This window comes from Polynucleobacter sp. JS-Fieb-80-E5, from assembly GCF_018882015.1.
Lineage (GTDB): Bacteria > Pseudomonadota > Gammaproteobacteria > Burkholderiales > Burkholderiaceae > Polynucleobacter.
The window spans coordinates 64,490-87,978 of record NZ_JACVPH010000003.1; the positions used below are offsets into that span (position 1 = coordinate 64,490).

Annotated in this window: 26 protein-coding genes; 12 read left to right on the forward strand and 14 right to left on the reverse strand. The window is 45.2% G+C overall.

Annotated elements, in window-relative coordinates:
* Positions 1–11: 11 nt before the first annotated feature.
* The 10 genes from ICN44_RS05175 to ICN44_RS05220 all read left to right on the forward strand — a co-directional run bounded on the left by ICN44_RS05175 (position 12) and on the right by ICN44_RS05220 (position 8,764).
* The gene (locus tag ICN44_RS05175; RefSeq protein ID WP_216263006.1) at positions 12–821 is read left to right on the forward strand and encodes an enoyl-CoA hydratase/isomerase family protein; all 810 of its coding nucleotides are present in this window, start codon (positions 12–14) and stop codon (positions 819–821) included.
* Positions 822–844: 23 nt separating this feature from the next.
* Positions 845–2,026 carry an ABC transporter substrate-binding protein gene (locus ICN44_RS05180; protein WP_216263007.1) on the forward strand — a complete coding sequence of 394 codons (1,182 nt, stop codon included), beginning with the start codon at positions 845–847 and terminating at the stop codon, positions 2,024–2,026.
* 83 nt (positions 2,027–2,109) lie between these two features.
* Positions 2,110–2,994, forward strand: a complete 885-nt coding sequence (locus ICN44_RS05185) for a branched-chain amino acid ABC transporter permease (protein WP_216156893.1) — start codon at positions 2,110–2,112, stop codon at positions 2,992–2,994.
* On the forward strand, positions 2,987–3,970 hold the full coding sequence (locus tag ICN44_RS05190; RefSeq protein WP_216263008.1) for a branched-chain amino acid ABC transporter permease: 984 nt from the start codon (positions 2,987–2,989) through the stop codon (positions 3,968–3,970). The genes ICN44_RS05185 and ICN44_RS05190 overlap by 8 nt, the downstream gene beginning before the upstream one ends.
* Complete coding sequence (locus ICN44_RS05195) at positions 3,967–4,725, forward strand: ABC transporter ATP-binding protein (protein ID WP_255537431.1); 759 nt, start codon at positions 3,967–3,969, stop codon at positions 4,723–4,725. The genes ICN44_RS05190 and ICN44_RS05195 overlap by 4 nt, the downstream gene beginning before the upstream one ends.
* Positions 4,722–5,432: an ABC transporter ATP-binding protein gene (locus ICN44_RS05200; RefSeq protein ID WP_216860464.1), complete on the forward strand. Its 711-nt coding sequence runs from the start codon at positions 4,722–4,724 to the stop codon at positions 5,430–5,432. The genes ICN44_RS05195 and ICN44_RS05200 overlap by 4 nt, the downstream gene beginning before the upstream one ends.
* Positions 5,433–5,451: 19 nt before the next feature.
* Positions 5,452–6,438 carry a tripartite tricarboxylate transporter substrate binding protein gene (locus ICN44_RS05205; protein WP_255537432.1) on the forward strand — a complete coding sequence of 329 codons (987 nt, stop codon included), beginning with the start codon at positions 5,452–5,454 and terminating at the stop codon, positions 6,436–6,438.
* 32 nt (positions 6,439–6,470) lie between these two features.
* Positions 6,471–7,895: a UbiD family decarboxylase gene (locus ICN44_RS05210; protein WP_216156886.1), complete on the forward strand. Its 1,425-nt coding sequence runs from the start codon at positions 6,471–6,473 to the stop codon at positions 7,893–7,895.
* Positions 7,896–7,907: 12 nt separating this feature from the next.
* Complete coding sequence (locus ICN44_RS05215; protein WP_216157678.1) at positions 7,908–8,486, forward strand: UbiX family flavin prenyltransferase; 579 nt, start codon at positions 7,908–7,910, stop codon at positions 8,484–8,486.
* Positions 8,483–8,764, forward strand: a complete 282-nt coding sequence (locus tag ICN44_RS05220) for a DUF4936 family protein (protein ID WP_216263009.1) — start codon at positions 8,483–8,485, stop codon at positions 8,762–8,764. Before ICN44_RS05215 ends, ICN44_RS05220 begins: the two co-directional genes overlap by 4 nt.
* Positions 8,765–8,846: 82 nt before the next feature.
* On the opposite strand, the gene ICN44_RS05225 is transcribed toward ICN44_RS05220, so the two are convergent.
* Positions 8,847–9,410 carry a phasin family protein gene (locus tag ICN44_RS05225; protein ID WP_216156881.1) on the reverse strand — a complete coding sequence of 188 codons (564 nt, stop codon included), beginning with the start codon at positions 9,408–9,410 and terminating at the stop codon, positions 8,847–8,849.
* A 199-nt stretch (positions 9,411–9,609) separates the two neighbouring features.
* On the opposite strand from ICN44_RS05225, the gene ICN44_RS05230 reads away from it, so the two are divergent.
* Both ICN44_RS05230 and ICN44_RS05235 read left to right on the forward strand, forming a co-directional pair.
* Positions 9,610–10,497 (forward strand): DMT family transporter, encoded by an 888-nt coding sequence (locus ICN44_RS05230; RefSeq protein ID WP_216156878.1) that lies wholly within the window; start codon positions 9,610–9,612, stop codon positions 10,495–10,497.
* A gap of 109 nt (positions 10,498–10,606) precedes the next feature.
* Positions 10,607–11,611: a serine hydrolase gene (locus ICN44_RS05235; protein WP_216263010.1), complete on the forward strand. Its 1,005-nt coding sequence runs from the start codon at positions 10,607–10,609 to the stop codon at positions 11,609–11,611.
* Between the two features lie 8 nt (positions 11,612–11,619).
* On the opposite strand, the gene ICN44_RS05240 is transcribed toward ICN44_RS05235, so the two are convergent.
* From ICN44_RS05240 to ICN44_RS05300, 13 genes are all read right to left on the reverse strand, one after another.
* Positions 11,620–12,453 carry an IclR family transcriptional regulator gene (locus ICN44_RS05240; RefSeq protein WP_216263011.1) on the reverse strand — a complete coding sequence of 278 codons (834 nt, stop codon included), beginning with the start codon at positions 12,451–12,453 and terminating at the stop codon, positions 11,620–11,622.
* A 103-nt stretch (positions 12,454–12,556) separates the two neighbouring features.
* Positions 12,557–13,591, reverse strand: a complete 1,035-nt coding sequence (locus ICN44_RS05245; protein WP_216263012.1) for a quinone-dependent dihydroorotate dehydrogenase — start codon at positions 13,589–13,591, stop codon at positions 12,557–12,559.
* 9 nt (positions 13,592–13,600) lie between these two features.
* A complete protein-coding gene (locus tag ICN44_RS05250; protein ID WP_216263013.1) occupies positions 13,601–14,347 on the reverse strand; it encodes an arginyltransferase in 747 nt (248 codons plus the stop codon).
* Positions 14,344–15,081: a leucyl/phenylalanyl-tRNA--protein transferase gene (aat, locus tag ICN44_RS05255; RefSeq protein WP_216263014.1), complete on the reverse strand. Its 738-nt coding sequence runs from the start codon at positions 15,079–15,081 to the stop codon at positions 14,344–14,346. The genes ICN44_RS05250 and aat overlap by 4 nt, the downstream gene beginning before the upstream one ends.
* Positions 15,082–15,090: 9 nt before the next feature.
* Positions 15,091–15,651, reverse strand: a complete 561-nt coding sequence (locus tag ICN44_RS05260) for an NUDIX hydrolase (RefSeq protein WP_216263015.1) — start codon at positions 15,649–15,651, stop codon at positions 15,091–15,093.
* A 9-nt stretch (positions 15,652–15,660) separates the two neighbouring features.
* On the reverse strand, positions 15,661–17,487 hold the full coding sequence (locus ICN44_RS05265; protein WP_216263016.1) for a bifunctional chorismate-binding protein/class IV aminotransferase: 1,827 nt from the start codon (positions 17,485–17,487) through the stop codon (positions 15,661–15,663).
* Positions 17,488–17,511: 24 nt separating this feature from the next.
* Entirely contained in the window at positions 17,512–18,087 is a 576-nt protein-coding gene (locus ICN44_RS05270; RefSeq protein WP_216263017.1) for a peptidylprolyl isomerase, read from the reverse strand.
* 30 nt (positions 18,088–18,117) lie between these two features.
* Positions 18,118–19,353 (reverse strand): DUF1566 domain-containing protein, encoded by a 1,236-nt coding sequence (locus ICN44_RS05275; protein WP_216263018.1) that lies wholly within the window; start codon positions 19,351–19,353, stop codon positions 18,118–18,120.
* A 97-nt stretch (positions 19,354–19,450) separates the two neighbouring features.
* Complete coding sequence (locus tag ICN44_RS05280) at positions 19,451–20,077, reverse strand: 2-hydroxychromene-2-carboxylate isomerase (protein WP_216263019.1); 627 nt, start codon at positions 20,075–20,077, stop codon at positions 19,451–19,453.
* Between the two features lie 6 nt (positions 20,078–20,083).
* Positions 20,084–21,397, reverse strand: a complete 1,314-nt coding sequence (locus ICN44_RS05285; RefSeq protein ID WP_216263020.1) for a replication-associated recombination protein A — start codon at positions 21,395–21,397, stop codon at positions 20,084–20,086.
* 4 nt (positions 21,398–21,401) lie between these two features.
* Positions 21,402–21,881, reverse strand: a complete 480-nt coding sequence (locus ICN44_RS05290) for a DUF3429 domain-containing protein (RefSeq protein WP_370624871.1) — start codon at positions 21,879–21,881, stop codon at positions 21,402–21,404.
* A 36-nt stretch (positions 21,882–21,917) separates the two neighbouring features.
* Positions 21,918–22,772 (reverse strand): 3-hydroxybutyryl-CoA dehydrogenase, encoded by an 855-nt coding sequence (locus tag ICN44_RS05295; protein WP_216263021.1) that lies wholly within the window; start codon positions 22,770–22,772, stop codon positions 21,918–21,920.
* Between the two features lies 1 nt (position 22,773).
* Positions 22,774–23,481: a glutathione binding-like protein gene (locus ICN44_RS05300; protein WP_216263221.1), complete on the reverse strand. Its 708-nt coding sequence runs from the start codon at positions 23,479–23,481 to the stop codon at positions 22,774–22,776.
* Positions 23,482–23,489: the final 8 nt, after the last annotated feature.

A 23,489-nucleotide genomic window follows, 5' to 3' on the forward strand; every position in this document is an offset into this window, starting at 1 on the left:
AGAAAGACTATATGACTACAATTTTGAAGCATCCTTTTAGTAATATCCTTGATAACCTTGATGGTTTCTATGTGGAAATTGATGAAGCCCATCAAAGGGCCGACATTGTTTTAAAGAGACCTCCATTCAATGTCATACAAATGCCTCAGCGTGATCAATTAAGAGCTGCATTTGAATCTTTGGATGCTGACGATCGTGTCCGCATTATCGTATTAAGAGCCGAAGGTGAGCATTTCTCCAGCGGTGGAGATATTAAAGGCTTCTTGGAGGCAACGCCAGAACACGTGTCTAAACTTGCTTGGAATATTGCAGCGCCTACACGTTGTACTAAGCCCGTCATAGCTGCAAATCATGGCTACTGCTTCGGGGTGGGTTTTGAAATTTCTCTAGCGTGCGATTTTCGTATTGCCGCTGAATCAACCTTGTATGCCCTGCCAGAGCAAAAGTTAGGTCAAATTCCTGGTTCAGGTGGATCAGCGCGATTGCAAAAAATGGTGGGCATCACCAGAACTAAGGATATTGTGATGCGCTCCCGACGTATTAAGGGTCAGCAAGCCTATGAATGGGGCGTTGCAACTGAATGTGTTCCAGACTCAGAGCTTGCTATTGCTGTATCTAAGTTAGTGGACGAGCTGCGCGCATTCTCACCAATGGCTCAAAGAACTGCCAAAAAAATGCTTAATGAAACGGAGGATTGTTTATTAACTACAGCAATAGAAGTTGAGGGTCACTGTTATAGCCGTTTGCGTAATTCTGAAGATTTTAAAGAAGGGGTTGAGGCATTCCATGGAAAGCGGCAACCCAATTTTGTCGGTCGTTAATTTTTTTAAAGGAGACGTACATCGTGAAAAAGAAATTTCAAACAAAGAAAATCGCTCTAGCTGTTGCTTTAAGTTTTGGTGCTTCGTTGGTTTTGGCACAATCAGGCCCAATTAAGATTGGTGTGGTAACGCCTTTATCTGGCACTTACACGCCAATTGGTGAGCAAGTAAAAATGGGTTTAGACCTAGCGGCAAAGGAAATTAATGCAGCAGGCGGTATTAATGGAAAAAAAATCGATTTAATTTATGAGGATGAAGAGGCAAACCCAGCGGTTGCTACCCAAAAGGCTGAGAAGTTATTCCAGGTAGAAAAGGTAGACTTTTTAACTGGAACGGTTAATTCAGGTTCAACCTTGGCTGTAGGCCAGCTGGCTGAGAGAAACAATAAGCTAATAGCGACAACGGTTTCATTCGCCGATTCAATTACAGCCGATAAATGTTCGCCGAACGTATTTCGCGTAAATGCTCGCGCTGGTATGCAGTCTGCTGCATTGGCAGCATGGGTAGATAAAGAGATTCCTAAGGCTAATATTTTCTTTATTGGCCCTGACTATGAGATGGGGCGTAGTACGGTCTCAGCTTTTAAGAAGGCATCTACAGAAAAAGGCGCTAAGGATGTTGGCGAGGTTTTCGCACCGCTCGACAACAAAGATTATTCACCATATTTTGGCCAAGTAAGAGCTGCCAAGCCTAATGTTATTTACACCTCTGTGGCTGGTAACGATACAGTGCGCTTATTTACTCAAATGGATGAATATGGCGTCAATAAAGGCGTAACAATTGTTGGGGCCTCTGGTACCGTCACCTCTCAAAATATGGGCGCAATCGGAAAATCTGCAAATGGATTTGTTACGGGTGTAGGTTACTCCCCTAAATTAGATAACCCGGCTAATAAAAAGTTTGTAGCAGATTTCCAAAAGGCCTACAACAAGCTTCCAGATCTCTATGGTGCTGATTCCTATGGCCTCTTATATTTTTATAAGGCGGCGGTTGAAAAAGCGAAGTCTACAGAAACAGACAAAGTTCGCAATGCCATGAATGATTTAAGCTGGCAAACCCCTCAGGGCACTAAGAAGATGCGCGCTGGCGATCACCAGGCTATGCAAGATATGTTTGCAGTTCGAGTAGAGAACGGCGAGTTCAATATTGTTGGAAGAGTACCTTCTGATCAGGCAATTGGCCCTGATACATGTACTCGTTTTTAATTAATTAGTAAATTACTCCACATCCACCCTATGCGGGTGTGGAGTTTTTGGCTTGTGAATTTCACTAAGGGATTGGATTTTCAATGCTAGAGAGCTTGCAATATATTTATGCACCACAGATAGTCAATGGGCTTTCAATTGGCGTTGCTGTGGTCCTCATGGCTTTGGGGTTGACTATTATTTTTGGTTTGCTAGACGTAATTAATATGTCGCATGGCGAATTCTACGCAGCTGGAGCGTTCATTAGTGTGAGTCTGATGGCAATGGGCGTTTCATTCTGGTTATGTCTATTGTTAGTTCCCTTGTTCTTGATTCCAATTGGTTTTGCAATGGAAAGGCTTTTGATTCAAAAAGTATTTCACTATAAAGACCGACATATTTTGACTCTGCTGCTGACTTTTGGTGTTGCGATGGTTTTGGAAGATGGATACAAGATTATTTGGGGTGCAAATCCAATTAAGCCTAGCGCCCCAATCTCAGGTGCCAGCGAGTTGTTAGGAGTGATGTTCCCAAATTACCGACTATTTCTGATGGGGTTTGGTGCCTTAATTATTTTCTCTGTATGGGCGTTGATTTATAAAACTCAGCTGGGAGCAATTGTGAGGGCTTCAGCATATGACAAAGATATGAGCTCTTCACTAGGCATACCGGTGAAGCGAGTTTATGCGCTGACTTTTGCATTCGGCGTTGCTTTGGCTGGCATAGCAGGAGTCTTGCTTGCTCCAATCTATTCCGTTTTCCCCACCATGGGACGAGATTTTATTTTGATGGCTTTTAGTGTTGTCATTGTTGGTGGTCTTGGAAGCATTAAGGGTGCAGTCATTGCCGGAATTTTATTGACACAATTACAGTCAATATCCTCTTTATTCATTTCGCCGGTTTGGTCAGATCCTCTGGTATTTACAGTAATGGTTTTGGTGTTGATGTTTAAGCCAACGGGTTTGTATGGGGGCATGAAAAATGCATAATCCACAGGCCAAGGCTATCCGACTAATTGAGATACTGTTATTAGTCTCTGCGGTAGCCTTATTTGTCATTGGTAGTATTTTGGGCGATACCTTCTTTCTGAGGTTAGCCACCGAATCATTAATCTTTGGCGGATTAGCGATGTCCGTTGATTTATTGCTTGGAATAGTTGGGTTACTCTCTCTTGGGCAGGCTCTGTATTTTGGTTTTGGTGCTTATTTATCCGCCTTAGTTTTAAAAGAAATTTCCCCATCATTTTTCTTGGCAATAGGCGTTGTAACTTTGTCGTCTATCGCACTAGGGTGGGTGGCAAGTTTTGTGGCGCTTAGATCAAAGGGCGTCTACTTTGCGTTAATTACCTTCGGACTGGCACAAGTAGTTGCTAAGGTTGTTTACAACACGAGAAGTCTCGGAGCGTCTGACGGCATGATGGGCGTTCCTATTTTGCAAATCTGGACTCCATTTGGCATTGTGGATGCCGGCCAACCCGGCATATTTTTTGTTATCACCATGATTACTATCGGTGCACTATATGCAGTCCTAAAATATTTTTTGACGACCCCTATGGGTTCCATTTGGCATGCAATTCGATCCAATGAGGATCGTCTAGCTTATGTTGGGTATAAGTCTAAAGGTCCAAAACAAGTGGCATTTATTTTGGCTGCAGTAGTAGCGGCTGTGTCTGGCGCTCTCTATCCGATGCTAAGAGGTTTTGTTTCTCCAGAGCTGATGTTTTTTAGTGTTTCAGGGAATGCTGTTGTAACAGTTGTCTTAGGTGGTGTCGGCACTTTGATTGGACCCATACTAGGAAGCGTTCTGTTAACTTCCTTTAAATCCATTATTGGAACTTGGACAGTTCATCACCATATTGTTATTGGACTTATCTTTGTAGTTGTAGTTGTTTCTGCACCTAAAGGAATAGCGGGACTACTGGCTAAATATTTCGGAAAAGCTCACTCTGGTAAGGGAGGGGAATGATGAGCAATAGTGAGATCATTCTGAAGGCAAGGAGCCTCAGCAAGCGATTTGGAGGCCTCAAAGCGGTCGATGATGTTAGTTTTGAAGTAACTCGTTTAGGCGTTACTTCAATTATTGGTCCAAACGGAGCGGGTAAGAGTACGCTATTTAACTTGCTTAGTGGAACTTTTATGGCTGATTCGGGATTGGTTGAGCTTGACGGTCAAAATGTTACGCGCATGAGTCCCGAGGGACGTCTGTCATCTGGAATGGCTAGATCATTTCAAATTACTAATTTATTTTTCGATCTAACAGTAATTGAGAACTTAAGAATTGCAAGCCAGGCATTAGAGCCACATTCCAATTTGTTTTTTCCTTTGAGCAAAAGTACTGTCGCAATTGATAGGGCTAACGAATTATTGACGGAATTTGGATTGCTTGAGAGTCGTAATCAGCTTGCGGGAGCCCTATCGCATGGTCAGCAAAGACGCCTAGAGATTGCGGTGACATTGGCAACCCGGCCAAAACTTTTGTTATTAGATGAGCCAACCCAAGGGATGTCTCAGGGCGATACTCAGGATACCGCTGAGCTCATTAAGCGCCTTGGATCAAAAATAACAGTGCTACTGATTGAGCATGATGTAGACCTTGTAATGGATTTATCCAAAATAGTGATTGTCATGGCGCAGGGTAAAAAATTAGCGGAAGGTATTCCGAGCGAGGTTCGTGCTAATCCACTTGTTCAAACAGCATACTTTGGTGAGGAGTTGGCATGATATTGGAGATGCATGATGTACATGTCAATCTTGGCTTGTCTCATGTTTTACAGGGTGTGAATTTATCCATTCACCCTGGTGAGACTGTGGGCTTGTTTGGTAGAAACGGCGTTGGGAAAACGACCATTGTCAAAACTATTGCCGGCTGGCATAGACCTTCTCGGGGAGAAATACTATTCCGAGATCAATCCATTGGAGCTTTACCTCCAAATGAAATTACCCGCTTGGGCGTGGGCTTAGTTCCTGAAGATCGCAGAATATTTCCCGGTTTAAGCGTTGAAGGAAATCTGAAGCTTGGATTGATGCAAGTCCAAGCAGGCGAGCGTAAGGAAGCTGAACAAAGAATACAGATGGTCTTTGAAAGGTTTCCACGTTTGCGGGAAAGGCGAAATCAATCGGGTATCACCTTATCTGGTGGCGAGCAGCAAATGTTAGCAATGGCTCGCGTATTGGTGGGTAATCCAAAGTTACTGTTAATTGATGAGCCTACAGAGGGTCTTGCGCCAATGGTGGTGGCTGATATCTTTCGCTTGATGGAAGAGCTTAAAGCACAGGGGATATCAATTCTATTAATTGAACAGAATATTCATAAGGCTATTCATTTGTGTGATAGACATTATGTAGTTGAGCGAGGACAAGTTGTGCTTGAGGGTAACTCCCAAGATTTGGATCAGCGTAAAGAATTAATTAGGCGCGTTAGTGTTTAAAACAATATTGGAGATACTTATGAGATTAAAAACAGTGGCTTATTGTCTTGCATTAGTAGTTGGCATGTTTGGGTTTACTTCAAGCCAATTATTTGCGCAAGGCTCTGCCGCGTACCCAGAAAAACCGATCACCATCATCGTCCCTTACCCGCCTGGCGGTTTTAACGATACCCTTGGTAGGATTGTTGGGAAAAAATTGAGCGATGCTTGGGGCGTAAATGTAATCATAGAAAATAAGCCGGGTGCAGGCACTACTATTGGTACTAACTTTGTCGCCAGATCTGCGCCAGATGGTTACACAATATTAGTTGCTCAATTCCCATTTGCTGCCAATCCATTTATATACAAGTCGCTTCCGTATGACACCAGCAAGGCATTTTCACCGGTTGTGCTGGCAGGTAGAGCCCCTATGGTTTTAGTTGTGAATGAAAACTCCAAGATTAGATCGCTTGGTGACTTATTGGCTGCTGCCAAGAAAAGTCCTGGCAAGATCGACTATGGTTCCTCGGGGTCAGGATCTTCGGAGCATTTAGCAATGGCCCTATTTGAGAATATGGCCAATGTTAGTCTCAATCAAATTCCTTATAAGGGAAGCACTCCATTGTTAACGGATTTAGCTGGTGGTCAAGTAGAGGTTGCATTCGATGTATTTCCAATGGTTCGTCCATTTATTCAATCTGGAAAAATTAGGCCTATCGCTATTGCCACGGATATGCGGTCTCCGCTTTTACCTCAGGTTCCTACTGTTACTGAGGCTGGATTAAAGGGGTACGAGGTATCTTCATGGCATGGGTTTATGGTTCCCTCAGGTACTCCACCTGTAATTATTGATAAGTTAAATAAGCAGATTAATATTATCTTGACTCAAGAAGATATTAAAAAGACGTTTAATGAGCAGGGGGTAGTGCCTGATGGTGGAACAGCCAACCAATTTGATGTGTTTATTCGAAAACAAATGGAAATCTGGAAAAAAGTTGTTGCCCAGGCAGGAATTATTCCAGAGTGATATTTATTCTCTATATCTTATAGGTTGCATTGATGAAAAAATTTACCCAACTTCGAACATGGCTATCCCACCTTGCCGATACCAATCGTTTGGTTGTTACCAAGAAGAATGTCTTGCTCAAGCACGAGCTAGCAGCCATTGCTAAAAAGCTAGATGGAAAAAGTAGCGTTTTTTTCCCGGGCCCAGATGGGCACTCAATGCCAGTAGTTTCCGGTTTTATGTCTTCGCGTTCATGGATTGCCGAGGCAATGGGTGTGAGTGAGGCTGATTTGCTAAATGCATATCGTTTGGCGGCCGATAATCCCTTGCCTTGTAATTTAGTTAAAGAGGGCCCTTGCCAGGAGGTTGTGCATCGTGATTTTGATGTGAGAACTTTATTGCCGGTTCCTACACACAGCGAGCATGATAGTGGGCCGTACATCACTGCCGGTTTGGTAATTGCAAAAAACCCCAAGACTGGCGTCCAAAATGTCTCAATCAACCGTATTCAGGTAAATTCAAAAGATCGCATGGCAGTGCTAATTTTGCCTAGACATCTGCATGCCTTTCAACAGGCTGCTGAAGAGTTGAATCAGCCATTGCCTGTTGCGGTGGTTATTGGCGTAGATCCATTGACACTTCTTGCCTCTCAGGCGATTGCGCCGATTGATTCAGATGAGCTAGAAATTGCCGGTGCCCTACATGGACAGCCTTTAGATGTAGTGAAATGCTTAAGCAATGATGTTCTGGTACCAGCAAATGCAGAAATTGTGATTGAGGGGCATATTCCGCCTAAGGTGCGTGAGCTGGAAGGCCCCTTCGGCGAGTATCCTAAATACTATAGCTCTCAAGAGAAGCGCCAGGTAATTGTGGTGGATACAGTGACTCATAGAAAAGATCCAATATTTCACACCATTGTTCCAGCAGAGCTAGAGCATCTATTACTTGGATCCATTCCTAGAGAGGCAACAATTTTGTCCCATCTGCGAAGAAGCTTCCCTGGCGTTTTAGATGTGCATTTATCGCTCGGTGGCGTCGGAAGATATCACCTTTATGTTCAGATTAAAAAGACGCATGAGGGCTTGCCTAAGAATGTAATATCAGGCGCTTTTAGTTCTCACTATGATGTGAAGCATGTTGTGGTGGTGGATGAGGATGTCGATGTCCATGACCCTGCTCAGGTTGAATGGGCTATAGCTACAAGATTTCAAGCTAAACGTGGCTTGATTGTTATCCATGATGCTCAAGGATCTGTTTTAGATCCCTCTACGACTGTTGGATTACCTATCGATGAAGATGGAGTGATCCCTGCTCAATTTCAAGGGATGAGTTCAAAGATGGGTCTAGATGCAACTAAGCCGCTCATTTATGAAGGGCACGTATTTACCAAGGTCAAGATTCCCGGGGAAGAGGCGATAAATTTAGATGCTGTGCTTGATCCTCAGTTTCCGATAACCGCATATCTGACATCAAATTAATTACTAGGACTTATTTTGAACAAACGCTTAATTGTTGCCATTACAGGTGCATCAGGAACGATTTATGGAATTCGTATTCTGGAGGCTCTGAAGAATCTTGGCATTGAATCTCATCTGGTAATGAGTGACTCAGCGAAGTTGACTATGGCAGCGGAAACAGATTACAAGCCAGCCCAAATTGAAGCTATGGCTGATGTTGTTCATTCTGCGAAAAATGTTGGCGCCTCCATCTCTTCGGGCTCCTTTAAGAGTCTTGGCATGGTTATTGCCCCATGCTCAATTAGAACGTTGTCAGAGATTGCTAGTGGGGTGACTAGTAGTCTGGTTTCTAGGGCTGCTGATGTAGCGTTAAAAGAGCGTCGTCGTTTGGTCCTGTTGGTCAGAGAGACCCCCCTACATGCGGGTCATTTACGCTCTATGTCTCAGGTTACCGAATGTGGTGCAATTGTGATGCCTCCAGTACCTGCCTTTTATGCCAAGCCAGAGTCTATTGGGGATATGGTAAATCACACTGTTGGAAGATGCCTAGATCTTTTCGACCTGGATAATACGCTGGTAACTCGCTGGAATGGAATGGATGGCAGTAAATGAACTTATATGTTTACTTTAAACTTGTTGTTTCAGAATATCCTCTGGTCTTAAGTAATCTTAGAAAAATGCATGCTCAGTTATCGCATGAGTTCCCGGGTTTAGTTTGTGAGTTACTCAAAAGACCATTGCCAGATCAAGATGGCAAGGAGACTTGGATGGAGGTGTACCGTGGAGCAGCAGCTCAGGAGTCTGAGTTCAATGAGCGACTTTCAGAATTGGCTTTAAAGAATCAATTGCCTCAGCCTAGAAGAAATGAAGTCTTTATTCCGATCGAGTAGGGCGCTCTGAAAAGAAAAGGCCCCGACTGCTCGGGGCTTTTGCGTTCGAAAGAGTTTTCTTGATTGGGCCCTCGAGGGAGGCCTACCTAGATTGCTTCTTCTTCGGAGCTTTGCTAGCTGTATCGGCAGTCTTCAACACTGTTTCAGTGGCGGTGCTGAGGTTGGTTTGCGCAACTTCGACCGCATGCTTCACAGCCTTTTGGCTAGTTTCGAATACGTTATTTGCAGAAGCAATTGCTTGCTTCATTGCTTGCATAGCTGCATCTGATCCAGCCGGTGCATTTCTAGTCCACTCTTCTACTAAAGAGTTAATTTTCTTTTGGCCGGCTTGAAATTCTTTTTCAGCAGATTGGGTAAAGCTGTTTTGTGTTTCGTGAGCTAACTCATATAAATGACGGCTATAGGCCATAATTTTTTCTGCCATTGGTTGCACTGCTTCGGCTTGATGGGCTAGCAACTGCTGAATGTCTTTCACTTCCAATGCTTTCTTGGCGCTATTCATGCTATCGCTCAAACTTTGTTTCGCAATATGCATATTGAGCTCAACCAACTTTTCAATGCTTTGCAAAGCTTGATTGGTCAATCCACTCAAGGTCTCTAAGTTTGCTTTTTGTGCGGCTGCAATTTGTTCTGGAGTTAAGTTCATCTGCATCTCTTTCCGTTTAACTGTTTTGAATATTTTGATCTTCGGCTTTTACCTAATGTACTCTCTTTGCACCATTGTATGGCATAGATGTTGCGTTGCAGCATAAATGGCTTGCCATGGAGATGAAGGGTTCAAATGAGAAAAGAGCCTAAAATTAGAGTCTCAGTAAAAAAATCTCAATATTTTCAGTAAGTTACCCATGAAGCTTTCGCTTGATAACGCCATTGCACCGATCTTTGTCCTCATTTGGAGTACCGGCTTTGTGATTGCGCGTATGGCAATGCCATATGTAGAGCCAGCCACCTTCCTATTTTGGCGTTTTGCAGGGGTTCTAGCGGCTATGGCAGCGCTCAGCCTCGTCTGGAGAATCACCTGGCCCAGTCGGTCTCAAATCAAGCACATTGCTATTGCCGGGATCTTGCTGCAGTTTGGTTATTTGATGGGTGTTTGGGTTGCGGTTAGATTGGGTATGACCGCTGGATTAGTGGCTCTGATAGTTGGTCTGCAGCCTATTTTGACTGCTTGGTTCGCCGCATGGGTTTCCGAGAAAGTTACAACCAGGCAATGGATCGGTTTGGTGTTTGGATTTATGGGGGTTGCTTTAGTTGTCGCTGCAAAAGTGGGGTTATTGAGTATTCCGCTTATAAGTTATTTTCTGGCATTTGCTGCTTTGCTCTCAATTACTTTTGGGACGATATATCAGAAGAAATTCTGCCCCATATTTGACCTGCGTGCCGGATCTACAATTCAATTTGGCGTGTCCGCCATCCTTTCTTTCTTTTGTATGTATTTCTTTGAAACTGGAGTGATGGTTTGGAATGCGTCGGTCATTGGTGCGCTGCTATGGGCGATATTCCCCATATCAATCGGATCCATCAGTTTGCTATTTATGATGATTCGCAAGGGGGCAGCCACTAAGGTGACTAGCTTGCTCTATTTAACACCTCCGACAACCGCTGCAATGGCTTGGCTCTTATTTGATGAGCCGTTTACATTGCTGATGGCAGTAGGTTTGTGTTTGACGATGACTGGCGTGGTGTTAGTGAATGCCCGTCAGACCAATACAGTAGCGACGATTGCCGAGTAGGGCAGTCATTTGGTGGGATAAATTACCTGGATTGGGGCGAATAAAACCGCTTTGTCTTCGGAAATTAATTATCATTCCGTATGTTGAAAGTTTTGGAAGGTATTTTGGGATGCGTTTGAATCGATTTTGGCCCCTAGTCATTGCATTGCTCTTTTGGCTGGGAGTGCTGGGTAACGCACCTGTTCAGGCCGCAACAAAAGATAAGCAGAAGCAAGCAAAGTCAACAAAAGTGGTGACTAAGTCACCCAAAAGAGCCAAGACTGTCCGCGTCACTGTTACTAGATCATCTGCACCCGTAGTTGCAGGACCTCCATCATTAGCTACTGCATTAGGTTTGCGTGGTCAGCGCGATGAGCTCAATCTTAAATCCACTGTAGTGATGGTGGTCAATCAAGACACAAAGGAAGTCTATTACGAGAAGAATCCTTCGGTCAGTTTGCCTATTGCCTCTATCACCAAACTCATGACTGCCATGGTGACGCTCGATGCAAAATTGCCGATGGATGAGGTCGTCGTGATTAATGCTGAAGACGCGCATATTTATCGGCACTCTCGTTTGGCTGAAGGCACTTCACTTACCCGAGAAGATGCGCTGCATTTGGCTTTGATGTCCTCTGAGAACCGCGCCGCATATACCCTAGCCAGAAACTATCCCGGCGGGCTACCCGCATTTGTTGCTGCTATGAACCGTAAGGCAAAAGATCTTGGTATGGAGCACTCTCACTTTGAGGATCCCACTGGACTGACTAGTGAGAACGTTGCTTCAGCAGAAGATCTCACACGCATGCTCAATGCTGCCTATCAGTACAAAACCATTCGTGAGTTCTCAACCTGGCCAGATTTAACGATGGTGATCGCCAATCGCCCGCAAAAGTTTTTGAACACAAACCGTTTGGTACGTTCCGGGGATATGGATATTGGATTGCAGAAGACTGGCTTCATTAACGCTGCAGGTCGATGCTTAGTCATGCAGGCAAGAGTAAACAACACGCCATTGCTATTGGTCTTTTTAGATTCGGTAGGAACGCAATCCCGTTTTGCCGATGCAGTGCGGGTGCGCGATTGGTATGAGCGCATGCCATCGGGCGCGCAACCCATTCGTCGCTTGATGTAACTAATGAATTAAGCTGCTGAGCCTGGCTCGGCAGACTTGGGTTTAAAGCCCATGCCTTTGGATATCTGTAGGGCAGTCTCTTGTAGAGCGCGGAGCCAATCTGCCTGTATACGATCCGTTGGGGCGCTTAAAGATAAGCCGGCAACCAATTTCCCAGTGTCATCCAAAATGGCTGCAGCTAAACAGCTCACACCCAACTCTAGTTCTTCGTCATCGCGAGCGCTACCCACTTTACGCACGTGATTGAGTTCAGTTTCGAGTTTGCCCAATTCGGTAATACTGTTACGAGTGTGTCCAGACAAACCGGTGCGAGTGACATAAGCACGTACTTGTCCAGGGTCGTCGCTTGCGAGGAAGAGTTTGCCAACCGATGTGAGATGCAAGGGGGCGCGACCACCAATGGCACGAACTACCTGCATGCCTGAGCGTTCACTATAAGCACGATCAACGTAGACAATTTCATCGCCTTGACGCACTGATAGGTTAACGGTTTCACCAGTGAGCTTATGGAGAGTACGCATTGGTAGTTGTGCAGCCTCACGTACAGATAAGCGTGCCTTCACTAAATTACCCAGCTCTAAAAGTTTTAAGCCAAGGCGATAGGTGCCACCATCGCCACGCTCAACCAATCGGCAAGCAACGAGGTCATTCAAAATTCGGTGGGCAGTAGAAGGGTGCAGTCCAGTTGTCTCTGCGAGATTCTTCAGGCTGCTGGATTCTTCTTGCTCAGCAAGAGCGTCTAGCAAATTCATCATGCGCTCCACCACTTGGATAGCTGTCTTGCCAACCTCGCCGGTAGATTTGGGGGTTTTGATGGTCTTGCTCGTGTTCATAGGTCTCATTGTAGCGATTTCGGACGAAATTGCATATTATGAAATGCTATTTTACAAAGGCATCTGCTGACAATATCCCCTTTTTATAGGGAATCAGGGGATTAAGGCTCTTTTAGGATTGCCTTAAAGCAGCAGCACACTCATTGACTAAGTCAGGCCCTCGATAAATCAGGCCGCTATAGAGTTGCACTAAGCTGGCGCCTGCCATGATCTTTTCACGGGCATCTGCGCCACTCATGATGCCGCCCACGCCGATGATGGGTAGTTGATTACCCAATCTCGCCTTTAAAGCTTTGATGACAATATTAGAGGCATTACGCACGGGCGCGCCAGATAAACCGCCAGCCTCTTCACCAAATTCCATTCCCTTGACTACATCACGAGAGATGGTTGTATTGGTGGCGATGACAGCATCAATGCCAAACTCGAGCAGGAGATCGGCAATGAGATGAATGTCGCTATGGTCTAGATCGGGTGCAATTTTCAAAAAGAGTGGTTTGCGTACGCCATAACGATCGCTTAAGCGCTTTCTGGCTTCATCAAGACTGCCCAATAATTCGCGGAGCATTTCTTCGCCTTGTAAGGCGCGCAGATTTTTGGTATTCGGTGAAGAAATGTTGACGGTGATATAGGTAGAGATTTCATAAACGGCTTCCATCGCCAGGATGTAATCTCGAGAAGCCTCTTCAATCGGGGTGCTGGCGTTCTTGCCAATATTTAAACCAAGTACACCACCACTTTGCCAAAACTGAGAGCGACGCACTCTGGCAACACAGGCATCAACGCCATCGTTATTAAAGCCCATGCGATTAATAATGCCCTGAGCTTGCGGTAAACGAAACATGCGTGGCTTAGGATTGCCAGGCTGTGGCCGTGGCGTGACTGTGCCGATTTCTAAAAATCCAAACCCCAATGCAGCGAGTGCATCGATATGCTTACCATCTTTATCTAAGCCTGCCGCTAATCCAACTGGGTTAGGAAAATCAATGCCACAGAGTGTTTGTGGATCATTAATGGGCTTGCTTACTAAACGCTCCAATAAACCCCAGCGCTGCGCACGGTCCATATTGCTTAAGGTGAGGTTGTGCGCCTTTTCTGGGTCTATAGAAAACAGCCAGGGGCGGAGGAGGGAGTAACGACCGATCATGGGTAGATATTATGACTCAGGGAGCTCTTGCCAATGATCGTCAATCAAACCTTCCATGGGTTGATATTTCACCTTATACGACATCTTGTCGCTTTCCTTAATGTAGTAGCCAAGGTAAAGGTAAGGCAAACCCAATATGCGAGCTTGTTCAATTTGCCACAGAATGCTATAGCTACCATAACTGGCCGCAGAGCTTGTGGTGTCGTAAAAGGTATAAACAGAAGAGATTCCCTGTTCCAGAATATCGATCATGCTCACCATACGTAATCGACCGGGGTGCGGGTCATGTGGACCATCCCGAAACTCCACAATACGGGAGTTCACTCGGCTTTGTAATAAGAACTGCATGTATTGATCTTGATCATCGCTATCCATGTCACCACCTGCGTGCCGCTCAGTTTGATAACGTTGATAGAGTTGGTAGTGTTCCTCTTGGTAACCTAGATTGAGGACTGAGGCCTGAAGATCAGAGTGTTTTTTTTGGGCGCGGCGCTGGCTGCGAGAAGGCGTAAATTGATTTACCAAAATACGCGTAGAAATACAGGCTTTACATTCGTCGCAATATGGTCGATAGGTATACAAACCACTTCGACGAAAGCCAGCATTAAGTAAATCGTTATACACATCCGCATGAATCAGATGCGATGGTGTGGCTACTTGTGAGCGAGCTGTTTTATTGGGTAGGTAGCTACAAGCATAGGGAGCAGTTGCATAGAACTGCAGGGTGGTTAGGGGAAGTTCTTTAAGCTGAGTCATAACCAGTGATGCAAAATTGCTTTGTCAAAAGTCCAGGATTTCTCAATCTTAGTTTGATTTAAGGATATTTGCAGTTGCTCTAAAAAGACCTGCCTGGGTATTGGGCTGGCACCTAAGGACAACAGGTGAGCCGTTTCTTGCTGGCAGTCGATCATCTGGACTTCATTCATCAGGCACCATGCACTCAGGGCTGCTAAAGAGATTTTTGATGCATTGGTCTTACGACTAAACATAGACTCACCAAACACCATTCCTCCAAAGGCAACACAATAAAGTCCGCCAGTAAGCTGGCCATCTTCGATTACGGCAATACTGTGGGCGTTGCCTGCTTCGTGAAGTGCGGTGTAGGCATCAATGATTTCATGGGTAATCCAAGTACCATCCTGATCTTTGCGAGTGCTCGTGGCACAGGAGCGTATGACCGCACCAAAATCGGCATCAACCAATATCTGTGACTGCGTGCTTTGACAAAAGAGTCGAATATTCTTTTGCAAAGATTCACTGCACTTAAAGGCGCTGGGCTTTAACACCATTCTAGGGTCCGGCGACCACCAGAGAATAGGTTGGTTATCCGAGTACCACGGAAAAATACCTTGTTGATAGGCGCGAGCTAGTTGACCGGGGTATATCTGCTCACTGACGGCAATGAGCCCAGGAACGCTGGGATCGGGATCTGCCTCAAGCAGCGGATTTGGGAAAGGGTCGTTGGGCCCTAGCCAGGCAATCTGACCCATATTGACTCTTTAGATTCTTTCGGAAGGTAGAACGTCACGACTGCGCACATGAAATTCCTTACCAGCCTCTAAGTTGCCAGCAGCGCGGTCTGCAAAGAACCATTCAAGGGTTTGCTTGACAGTGGGAAAGGCCAATTCTTCCCACGGAATATCATGCTCATGAAAAAGGGCTACTTCAAGACTTTCTTCACCAGCAGAAAATTCTGGATGGGTCATCGTGGCTAAATAGAATAGGTGCACCTGTTCTGCGTGAGGCACATTCAGCAAAGAATAGAGTGGTCCAATTTCCACGGCGGCACCAGCTTCTTCCAGAGTCTCGCGGGCTGCGCCGTGGCTAGTGCTTTCACCTAACTCCATAAAGCCCGCAGGTAAAGTCCAAAAGCCATGACGAGGTTCAATCGCACGACGACATAAGAGCACTTGCTTGCCGTATACCGGAATACTTCCCACTACGTTGCGAGGATTTTGATAATGAATGCTGCCGCACGCTTCACAGACATGACGCTCACGAGAGTCATCCGCTGGAATCTTGATAGTTAATACTGAGGCGCAGTTAGAGCAATACTTCATGCTGACTTTCTAAAAATGGGCTTTGATGGCGCCGCGTAATGCATTGCTAAGCATAATCTCATCTGCCATTGAAACATCATTAATAGTCAGTTTGGCTTCACGGGCATTTAGAGTGGGATCTGTAAGTAGGGCGGCACGCATTACCCCAGGCAAGAGACCGGCCGATACTGGTGGCGTAAGCCATTCAGAGCTACCCTGAGGTTTAACAAAAATGCTAGTCCTTCCGCCCTCAGTAACAAAGCCTTGTTCATTGACAAATAAGGCATCAAATCCACCTAAGTTCACGGCTTCTTGCCAAGCTTGGTCATAGAGAGATCGATTGCTGATTTTATGACGCAGTAAAGCGTCTCCAGAAAACATCGTTGTATCACCCGGCAGAATATCTTTTACCCAGAATATTTTGACGGGTTCATTGATCAAATCCATCGTAGCAGTTGTAACCAATAGCTCACCAGTATTTGAGAGATCAAGTCTTAATCGATATAACAAGTTTTTATCAAGTGATGCACAAGTACTGCAAATCAAATTCTGGGCAGTCTCAAGTTGAAAAGGCATTCTTAAGGCAATCGCAGATGCAGACAGGCGGCGTAAGTGTGTATCTAATCTCTGAGGCACACCGCTAATAACTGCAATAGTCTCAAATAAGCCTATGGCACTTGGCAGATCCATTAAGAAGGCTGCTTTAATGCGACATTCCCGCCACTCCTGACTGGCATCAGAATCATTGGTAATGCCAGCGCCTATACCTAGCGTGAAGGAAGAGGTATGCGACTGACTATCCTCAGTAATTTCAACAGTACGAATCGGCACACTAAAAGCAAAATTGCCATTGGGATCAAGCCAGCCTAAGGCGCCACAGTAGTAGCCCCGATCCTCAGGCTCTAATGCTTGAATGATTTCCATACTGCGTTTTTTTGGGGCCCCTGTAACAGACCCGCATGGAAACACGGCTTTGAAAATATCAAACAAAGTAGTTTCTGGTTTGATCTGACCTTGCACAGTGGAAGTCATTTGCAAAACATCCCCATGTCTTGCTACTTCAAATAAGTTAGGAACGGTTACCGTTCCTGGCAGAGAGATGCGGCTCAGATCGTTGCGTAACAAGTCAACAATCATGACGTTCTCTGCCTGATTCTTTGGGTCCTCAGAGAGGGCGCTCGCTACTTCAGATAAAGCACTAGCAGTGCCTTTCATTGGCATTGCTTTTAATGTATCACCATCGCGTGCAATAAATAATTCAGGGGACTGTGATAACAGAAAATTGCCTGCATGCTCTATATAAGCACCAAAACGCCCGGGCTGGCGATCTCTTAAACGACTATACAGGGCAAGTGGAGCGCCATAAGCTTTGCCTGTGATCCGATAGGTGTGATTAATCTGGTAGGTATCACCACTGCGAATGTATTCTTGAATTGCATCAATATCAGCTGCAAAACGAGCCTCATTTAAAGACTCCCTAATATCCATTACCCCAGCATTTCTTTGGGATGGATTAAAGGAGGCCAGCTTTTGGCTAATGCAGAGATCTACATCTTGCTTGGATAATTTTTTGAAGTCTGAGAAAGACCAAGCCTCAATTAAAGGATGGGGATTCTCAGATAGATTTGATCTATGTGGCAGTTTGTGAAAGTGCCTACCTAATTCGTAAGCAAAAGCGCCTACAACATATTCTCCTCTAGAGAGAGCGGCAGATATTTCAGCAAGACAGTTCTGAGACGAAGCTAAATCCGCTTTGCGATCGTTGCTTGGAAGAACTCGCCAGTAGTGAATTGTATTTTCATACAGGCGGCTAGTAGGTGAAGCCGCGGTACTTTGCGCATCATCGAGCAAAATCATCGCGGCTAACCTAGTCAGTTCGGATTACTTCAGAATCGTGGCAGATTCGATGGTGACTGGCTTAGTAGGAACATCTGCCATTCTGCCCATGCGCGGAGCGGGTGCAACCATTGTCGGTACCTTACGAATGGCATCAATGGTTTGAGTACCAGAGATGACCTTGCCAAACACGGTATATCCATTACCCATTGCATTAGGGTAGTCCAATGCTGGATTGTCTTTCACATTGATAAAGAACTGCGAAGTTGCAGAATCAGGATCAGATGTACGAGCCATCGCAATGGTGTAGGCGTTGTTCTTCAGGCCATTCTGGGCTTCAGAAACCACTGGAGCATCCGTTTGTTTCTGAGTTAAGTCGGCAGTAAAGCCACCGCCCTGAATCATGAAGCCATCAATAACGCGATGAAAGATCGTGCCGTTATAAAAACCACTCTTCACATAGTGTAAAAAGTTGGCAGTTGTCTTGGGAGCTTTAACATCATCCAACTCCACTACGAAATTACCCATCGTAGTTTTAAATTCGACCTTTGGCCCAGCAAATGCTGCTTGACTAGCAAAACAAGAAACAGCAACAACAATAGCGGCAAATAGCTTACGCATAAAAACTCCTATAAGAATAAATAAAGTTAGTTAATTTGTTAGTGCTCTTGTGCAGCGAACGGATGCCAATGCAGTCGTTTTGCTAGCTCCATTAACGACACTTCCACCAAAAGGGTCAAAATAATTCACCCATACCACACTAGCAGGATTAAAAGAGACTTCAGTTGAGCTCCAAAAGTAGTTAGTCAAAGGTACGATACCTGTATTGACAAGTTTTGATTGGATATCCTGCGTTGCTGGATTGCATGATGATGATACTAAGCTGGTTGTATTATTCATTTCGCAAATCGATGGCAGATACCAATCGCCATAACCACTAATTGTAGATTTACATAGTCCGGCTGCATATTGACCATATGGAACACTGAGTGCCGTGTAGTAAGAAACTATCTGAGTTGTATCACAACGCCCATGATTAGCCCCATTACAAGGTGATGTATCTGTTTCAGTGATGCCTGGGATGTTATTGTCTGTAGTACTCCAATAAGAAGATGTAGGCTGACTTGATAAAGCCAAAACTTTTCCACCAATATTATTTGTGGCAGAAGGGGAATCATCAATAGAAAAGATATACCCAGATTGATAAATACTTCCATATGTCAGGACATAAATATTTGCATCCAGACTATTGGTATTAGAGCCGCTGATTGCTAAGGTGCTAGGTACTGCTGCAGTGCCTGCTGATGCAGATGCACTCGCTGCAGATCCTGGTGTGATGGTTATGGTGCATGATGATCCTGCCGTCAAGGTCCCACCGCAAGTTGATGCGCTAGTAGTGCCATAGGGAAGTACTGGATTCGCTGAGAAATTTACTGTTGATGCAGAAACTTGCCCTGTATTTGTGACGATAACTATTCTTGGAGTACCACTTGTAGCCAAAGCTAAAGTAGTTGTACTCAAAGATAAGGATGTAGTACTCGGGGGATTATTGGTGCAGATAATTAAAATCGTGGTTATATTCTCGTTTACATTGGTGCCGGAGTAATTGGAAAGAGTGCACGTTTGGGTATTTGGTTGCGCGGTTATGGTGACGTTATATTGGCCACCTTGGCTAACTGGTTTATCAAAAGTAAATTGTCCTGAAGAAGTGATAATTGACTGATCAGTAGCATTATTTTTAATAGTCAAGGATCCGTTAAGGCCTGAAACGGAGCCGCCGATTGTGTAGGTGGTTGTGCTTGGGGTGGGTGTTGGGATACTTTGCGAGCTTGTGTCTGAACTACCGCCGCCACAACCCGTTATAAGTGCTGAAAAACTGGCAACCAATAATATCCAAATTAGTTTTTTCACTTGCACTTTCTCCAGTTGGCACTTTCTTTTAATGATTCAAAGAATACCTTACTTGTAGTATTTCAATCTTTAGCTAAATAAGCCCATTAGGCACATTGCTGGCATAGGCATATGAGGCCTCTGTGAACATGTTGGGTCTAGCAAGGTAGTCCAGTGTCCAGTCAATAGTGTCAACACCCCAAAAGCAATGTTGATTCACTATCAGGGCCGGCACTCCAAAGGCGCCATCGGCTTTTGCTTGATTGGTATTAGCGATCAGCTTTGCCTTCACTTCTGGATTTTCAGGTTTAGGTGTATCTGCGGGAAGCCCTAAATGACTACAAAATTCTGGCCAAGATAGGTTGGGGTCTTTACCTTCCGCCCAAACATAATCAAAAGCACGCTCAACCATCACCCAATCGGCATTCTGTTCAACGAGAAGACGTTGTGCAGCAACTGTCATAAAGGGGTGATGTTCTGGAAAGCGAAACGGAATACCTAACTTCTCCGCCTGCCATACACAAAACTGATAGGTGTGTGGGCGTTTGGCAGCAACTTCTCCTGGACCCTTATTTTCAGAAGCTCTGAGCAGGCCACCCAGCAGAATAGGAATAGGTTTAATCTCTAGCTTGCTTTCAAGACGCTGTCTTTGCTTGGTGTACAGATAAGCAAACGGGGAAACAATATCGTAATAAAAAGTAGCTGCAATCTTTGTACTCATATCGCCTTATTTTTTCTTGTGCTCTTCATCGAGCTTCTTTAAGAATGCTAGTTTTTCTTTGATCTGCGACTCTAGGCCACGCTCAACTGGTTCGTACCAATGCGGCTCCTTCATGCCTTCTGGCAGATAGGTTTCACCAGCGGCATAGCCATGCGGCTCATCATGGGCATAGCGATATTCCTTGCCGTGACCAAGCTCTTTCATTAACTTAGTGGGTGCATTGCGCAGATGATTCGGAACGGGTTTGGATTGATCTTTTGCTACATAAGCGCGAGCAGCATTAAAAGCGTTGTAGCTTGCATTGCTTTTTGAGGCAACGGCAAGATAGACTACTGCTTGCCCAAGAGCTAACTCACCCTCAGGGGATCCTAGTCTTTCATAGGTCTGCGCTGCATCGTTAGCCAATTGCATCGCTCTTGGATCTGCCAGGCCAATATCTTCCCATGCCATCCGAATAATGCGTCTGGCTAGGTAACGGGGATCGGCCCCACCATCGAGCATGCGACAAAACCAATACAAGGCTGCATCTGGATTAGATCCGCGCACCGATTTATGCAAGGCAGAGATTTGGTCATAGAAATGATCGCCGCCTTTATCAAAGCGACGCGCTTGAGCACTTAGAGCATTCTCAATAAATTGCTGATCAACTACTTTCACTTCAGCATTGGGTGTCAGCACTGCATTGCGCACTTGTTCAACTAGATTCAGAAGACGTCGTGCATCACCATCAGCATTAGAAATGAGTGCATCGATGGCGCTAGATTTAAATTGAACATCGGGCATTGCATGTTGGTGTGCACGCTCAAAGAGAAACTTCAACTCCTCTGGAGTCAATGACTTCAATACATATACCTGAGCACGTGATAGCAGTGCTGAGTTCACTTCAAACGAAGGGTTCTCGGTAGTGGCGCCAATAAAGGTAAATAAGCCTGATTCCACATGGGGCAGCAGGGCGTCTTGCTGGCTTTTGTTAAAGCGGTGGATTTCATCTACGAATAAGATTGTTTGTTTGCCATACTGATCCATGTTCCGCTGGGCTTGCTCAATCGCTTCACGGATTTCTTTAACGCCAGCCAAGACTGCAGAGATTGCGATGAATTCTCGATCAAATGCTTTTGCAGACAGACGTGCCAGAGTAGTTTTACCAACACCGGGAGGCCCCCATAAAATCATGGAGTGTGGCTTGCCAGAGGCAAAAGCGAGGTTGAGTGGTTTACCGCTAGCCAATAAATGGGCTTGCCCAATGACTTCTTCAATCGTTTTTGGACGCAGTGCTTCCGCTAAAGGTGGAGGAGGTGCGCTATCAAAAAGACTGCTCATTGCATCATGCTTGAATAAAAAGAATGACTAAAGATGCCCATGTTAGGCATCCAGCAGCAATATAGGTCAAACGATTGCGCATGGTCATAAAAGCAGAGCGGGCGGCTTCGTCGGCAAAATAATATTGATAGGTGTTCTGATCAATATTGCGCTGAATGATTAGAGTGGAAGCCAAAATAAGTAAGCCCACTGGAATATAAATGTGAAGCGCTAACCAAGCCACTAAAGCGGGGATGACACCCCAGATCCATGCATTACGGTCTTCCCAGCGATCACCAGCAGGTGCCTTACCTAGAAGATGTAAATTGGCACCCCAATGCAAAGCCCCCATAAAGGAAGTAATCACGGCACCATAACCCGCCAAAGATTCAGCGCTTAAATAATTTACGGGTGTTGGCGCTAATTGCACCATGAGGGCTAGCCCAATAAATGGAATAAGACCAGCATAGCCAAGTTTGCGAACTAAAGGTGGGATGGGGTTCACGATGACGATATCTAGGTTAAGGGGTTGTGAATGAAATTATTTATCGTAGGTGTATACGCCGCGACCTGTTTTGCGACCGAGATATCCAGCGGCAACCATTTCACGAAGCAACGGGCAAGGGCGGTATTTGGAATCGCTGAAGTTTTCAAAATAGACTTCCATCACTGCCAAGCAAGTATCAAGACCAATGAGATCTGCTAAGGCTAGTGGGCCAATCGGTTGATTGCAGCCTAACTTCATGCCAGCATCAATATCTTCTGGACTAGCAAGACCTTCTGATAAAACAAAGAAAGCCTCATTAATCATGGGTAGCAAAATGCGATTCACCACAAAGCCAGGTGAGTTTTTAACAGTAATTGGCTCTTTGCCAACACGCTTAGCCATCTCAATAATGGCAGCGTGGGTAGCGTCACTAGTTTGCAAGCCACGAATGACTTCCACTAAGGCCATTAGGGGTGGTGGGTTGAAGAAGTGCATGCCAATAAAGCGGGCAGGGTTTGAGTCAAGTGCCGCTAGCTTGGTAATCGATAGGGAGGAGGTGTTTGTGGCAATGATAGTGTCTTTGCTCACGATCTCGTCTACTTGCTTGAGAATCTTTTCTTTAATTGCTTGGTTCTCGGTTGCTGCTTCAATCACCAATCCCAAGCCTTTAAAGTCAGCATAAGAAGTGCTTCCTTTAATACGTTTGAGTGCAGCTTCCTTTGCTTCAACAGTTAGCGTTTCTTTTTTGACAAGACGATCCAAACTCTTGCTGATTTGCTCAAGACCGCGTTGTACTGCTGCCTCATTAATATCAACCATCACGACATCAAGGCCTGCAACCGCACACACTTGTGCAATTCCATTGCCCATAGTGCCCGCACCAATGACGCCTACTGATTGAATACTCATCTTATTTCCTCTTTTGATATTGGGTGGAACCAAATAACTGCTCTCTAGCCTTGTCATCGTGCAAGGGTTTGCGTAATGCGGTTAATACCTCGCAACCACGTATTACTGCTTGCCGTGAACCAATCTTTTCAAACCACTTTTTGAAATGCGGGTAATCATTGATTTCAATGCCTTGATTTTTCCAATTACGAGTCCATGGATAAATCGCAATATCAGCAATGGAATAGCTTTTGCCTGCAATATAGGGATTATCTTTCAGTTGACCATCCAATACACCATAGATGCGCTTGGCTTCATTGGTGTAACGATTAATGGCGTATTCAATTTTCTCAGGTGCGTAGAGTCTGAAGTGGTGGTTTTGCCCAAGCATGGGGCCAAGGCCACCCATTTGGAACATCAGCCATTGCAGCACCTCGTACTTACCGCGGGTGCTCTGGGGTAAGAACTTGCCAGTCTTACCTGCTAAATAGAGAAGGATGGCGCCAGACTCAAAGACATTGATCGATTTTCCGTCTGGACCATCTGGGTCAACGATTGCTGGAATCTTATTGTTGGGGCTAATCCTGAGGAACTCAGGCGTAAATTGATCGCCGGCGCCAATATCAATCGGATGAGCAATCCAGTCGCGACCTAGGCGGTAGCCGCATTCTTCCAACATGATGTGGACCTTATGGCCATTTGGGGTTGGCCAACTGTAAACATCAATCACCTGTTTTG

Bases quoted from the DNA above. Each gene is read 5' to 3' on its own strand.
- ICN44_RS05240 (WP_216263011.1), bottom strand. From the start codon at position 12,453: ATGAGACCTATGAACACGAGCAAGACCATCAAAACCCCCAAATCTACC.
- ICN44_RS05260 (WP_216263015.1), bottom strand. From the start codon at position 15,651: ATGAAGTATTGCTCTAACTGCGCCTCAGTATTAACTATCAAGATTCCA.
- ICN44_RS05265 (WP_216263016.1), bottom strand. From the start codon at position 17,487: ATGATTTTGCTCGATGATGCGCAAAGTACCGCGGCTTCACCTACTAGC.
- ICN44_RS05205 (WP_255537432.1), top strand. From the start codon at position 5,452: ATGAGATTAAAAACAGTGGCTTATTGTCTTGCATTAGTAGTTGGCATG.
- ICN44_RS05295 (WP_216263021.1), bottom strand. From the start codon at position 22,772: ATGAGTATTCAATCAGTAGGCGTCATTGGTGCGGGCACTATGGGCAAT.
- ICN44_RS05285 (WP_216263020.1), bottom strand. From the start codon at position 21,397: ATGAGCAGTCTTTTTGATAGCGCACCTCCTCCACCTTTAGCGGAAGCA.
- ICN44_RS05185 (WP_216156893.1), top strand. From the start codon at position 2,110: ATGCTAGAGAGCTTGCAATATATTTATGCACCACAGATAGTCAATGGG.
- ICN44_RS05245 (WP_216263012.1), bottom strand. From the start codon at position 13,591: ATGATCGGTCGTTACTCCCTCCTCCGCCCCTGGCTGTTTTCTATAGAC.
- ICN44_RS05225 (WP_216156881.1), bottom strand. From the start codon at position 9,410: ATGAACTTAACTCCAGAACAAATTGCAGCCGCACAAAAAGCAAACTTA.
- ICN44_RS05200 (WP_216860464.1), top strand. From the start codon at position 4,722: ATGATATTGGAGATGCATGATGTACATGTCAATCTTGGCTTGTCTCAT.
- aat (WP_216263014.1), bottom strand. From the start codon at position 15,081: ATGGGTCAGATTGCCTGGCTAGGGCCCAACGACCCTTTCCCAAATCCG.
- ICN44_RS05210 (WP_216156886.1), top strand. From the start codon at position 6,471: ATGAAAAAATTTACCCAACTTCGAACATGGCTATCCCACCTTGCCGAT.
- ICN44_RS05230 (WP_216156878.1), top strand. From the start codon at position 9,610: ATGAAGCTTTCGCTTGATAACGCCATTGCACCGATCTTTGTCCTCATT.
- ICN44_RS05280 (WP_216263019.1), bottom strand. From the start codon at position 20,077: ATGAGTACAAAGATTGCAGCTACTTTTTATTACGATATTGTTTCCCCG.
- ICN44_RS05175 (WP_216263006.1), top strand. From the start codon at position 12: ATGACTACAATTTTGAAGCATCCTTTTAGTAATATCCTTGATAACCTT.
- ICN44_RS05220 (WP_216263009.1), top strand. From the start codon at position 8,483: ATGAACTTATATGTTTACTTTAAACTTGTTGTTTCAGAATATCCTCTG.
- ICN44_RS05250 (WP_216263013.1), bottom strand. From the start codon at position 14,347: ATGACTCAGCTTAAAGAACTTCCCCTAACCACCCTGCAGTTCTATGCA.
- ICN44_RS05190 (WP_216263008.1), top strand. From the start codon at position 2,987: ATGCATAATCCACAGGCCAAGGCTATCCGACTAATTGAGATACTGTTA.
- ICN44_RS05235 (WP_216263010.1), top strand. From the start codon at position 10,607: ATGCGTTTGAATCGATTTTGGCCCCTAGTCATTGCATTGCTCTTTTGG.
- ICN44_RS05270 (WP_216263017.1), bottom strand. From the start codon at position 18,087: ATGCGTAAGCTATTTGCCGCTATTGTTGTTGCTGTTTCTTGTTTTGCT.
- ICN44_RS05195 (WP_255537431.1), top strand. From the start codon at position 3,967: ATGATGAGCAATAGTGAGATCATTCTGAAGGCAAGGAGCCTCAGCAAG.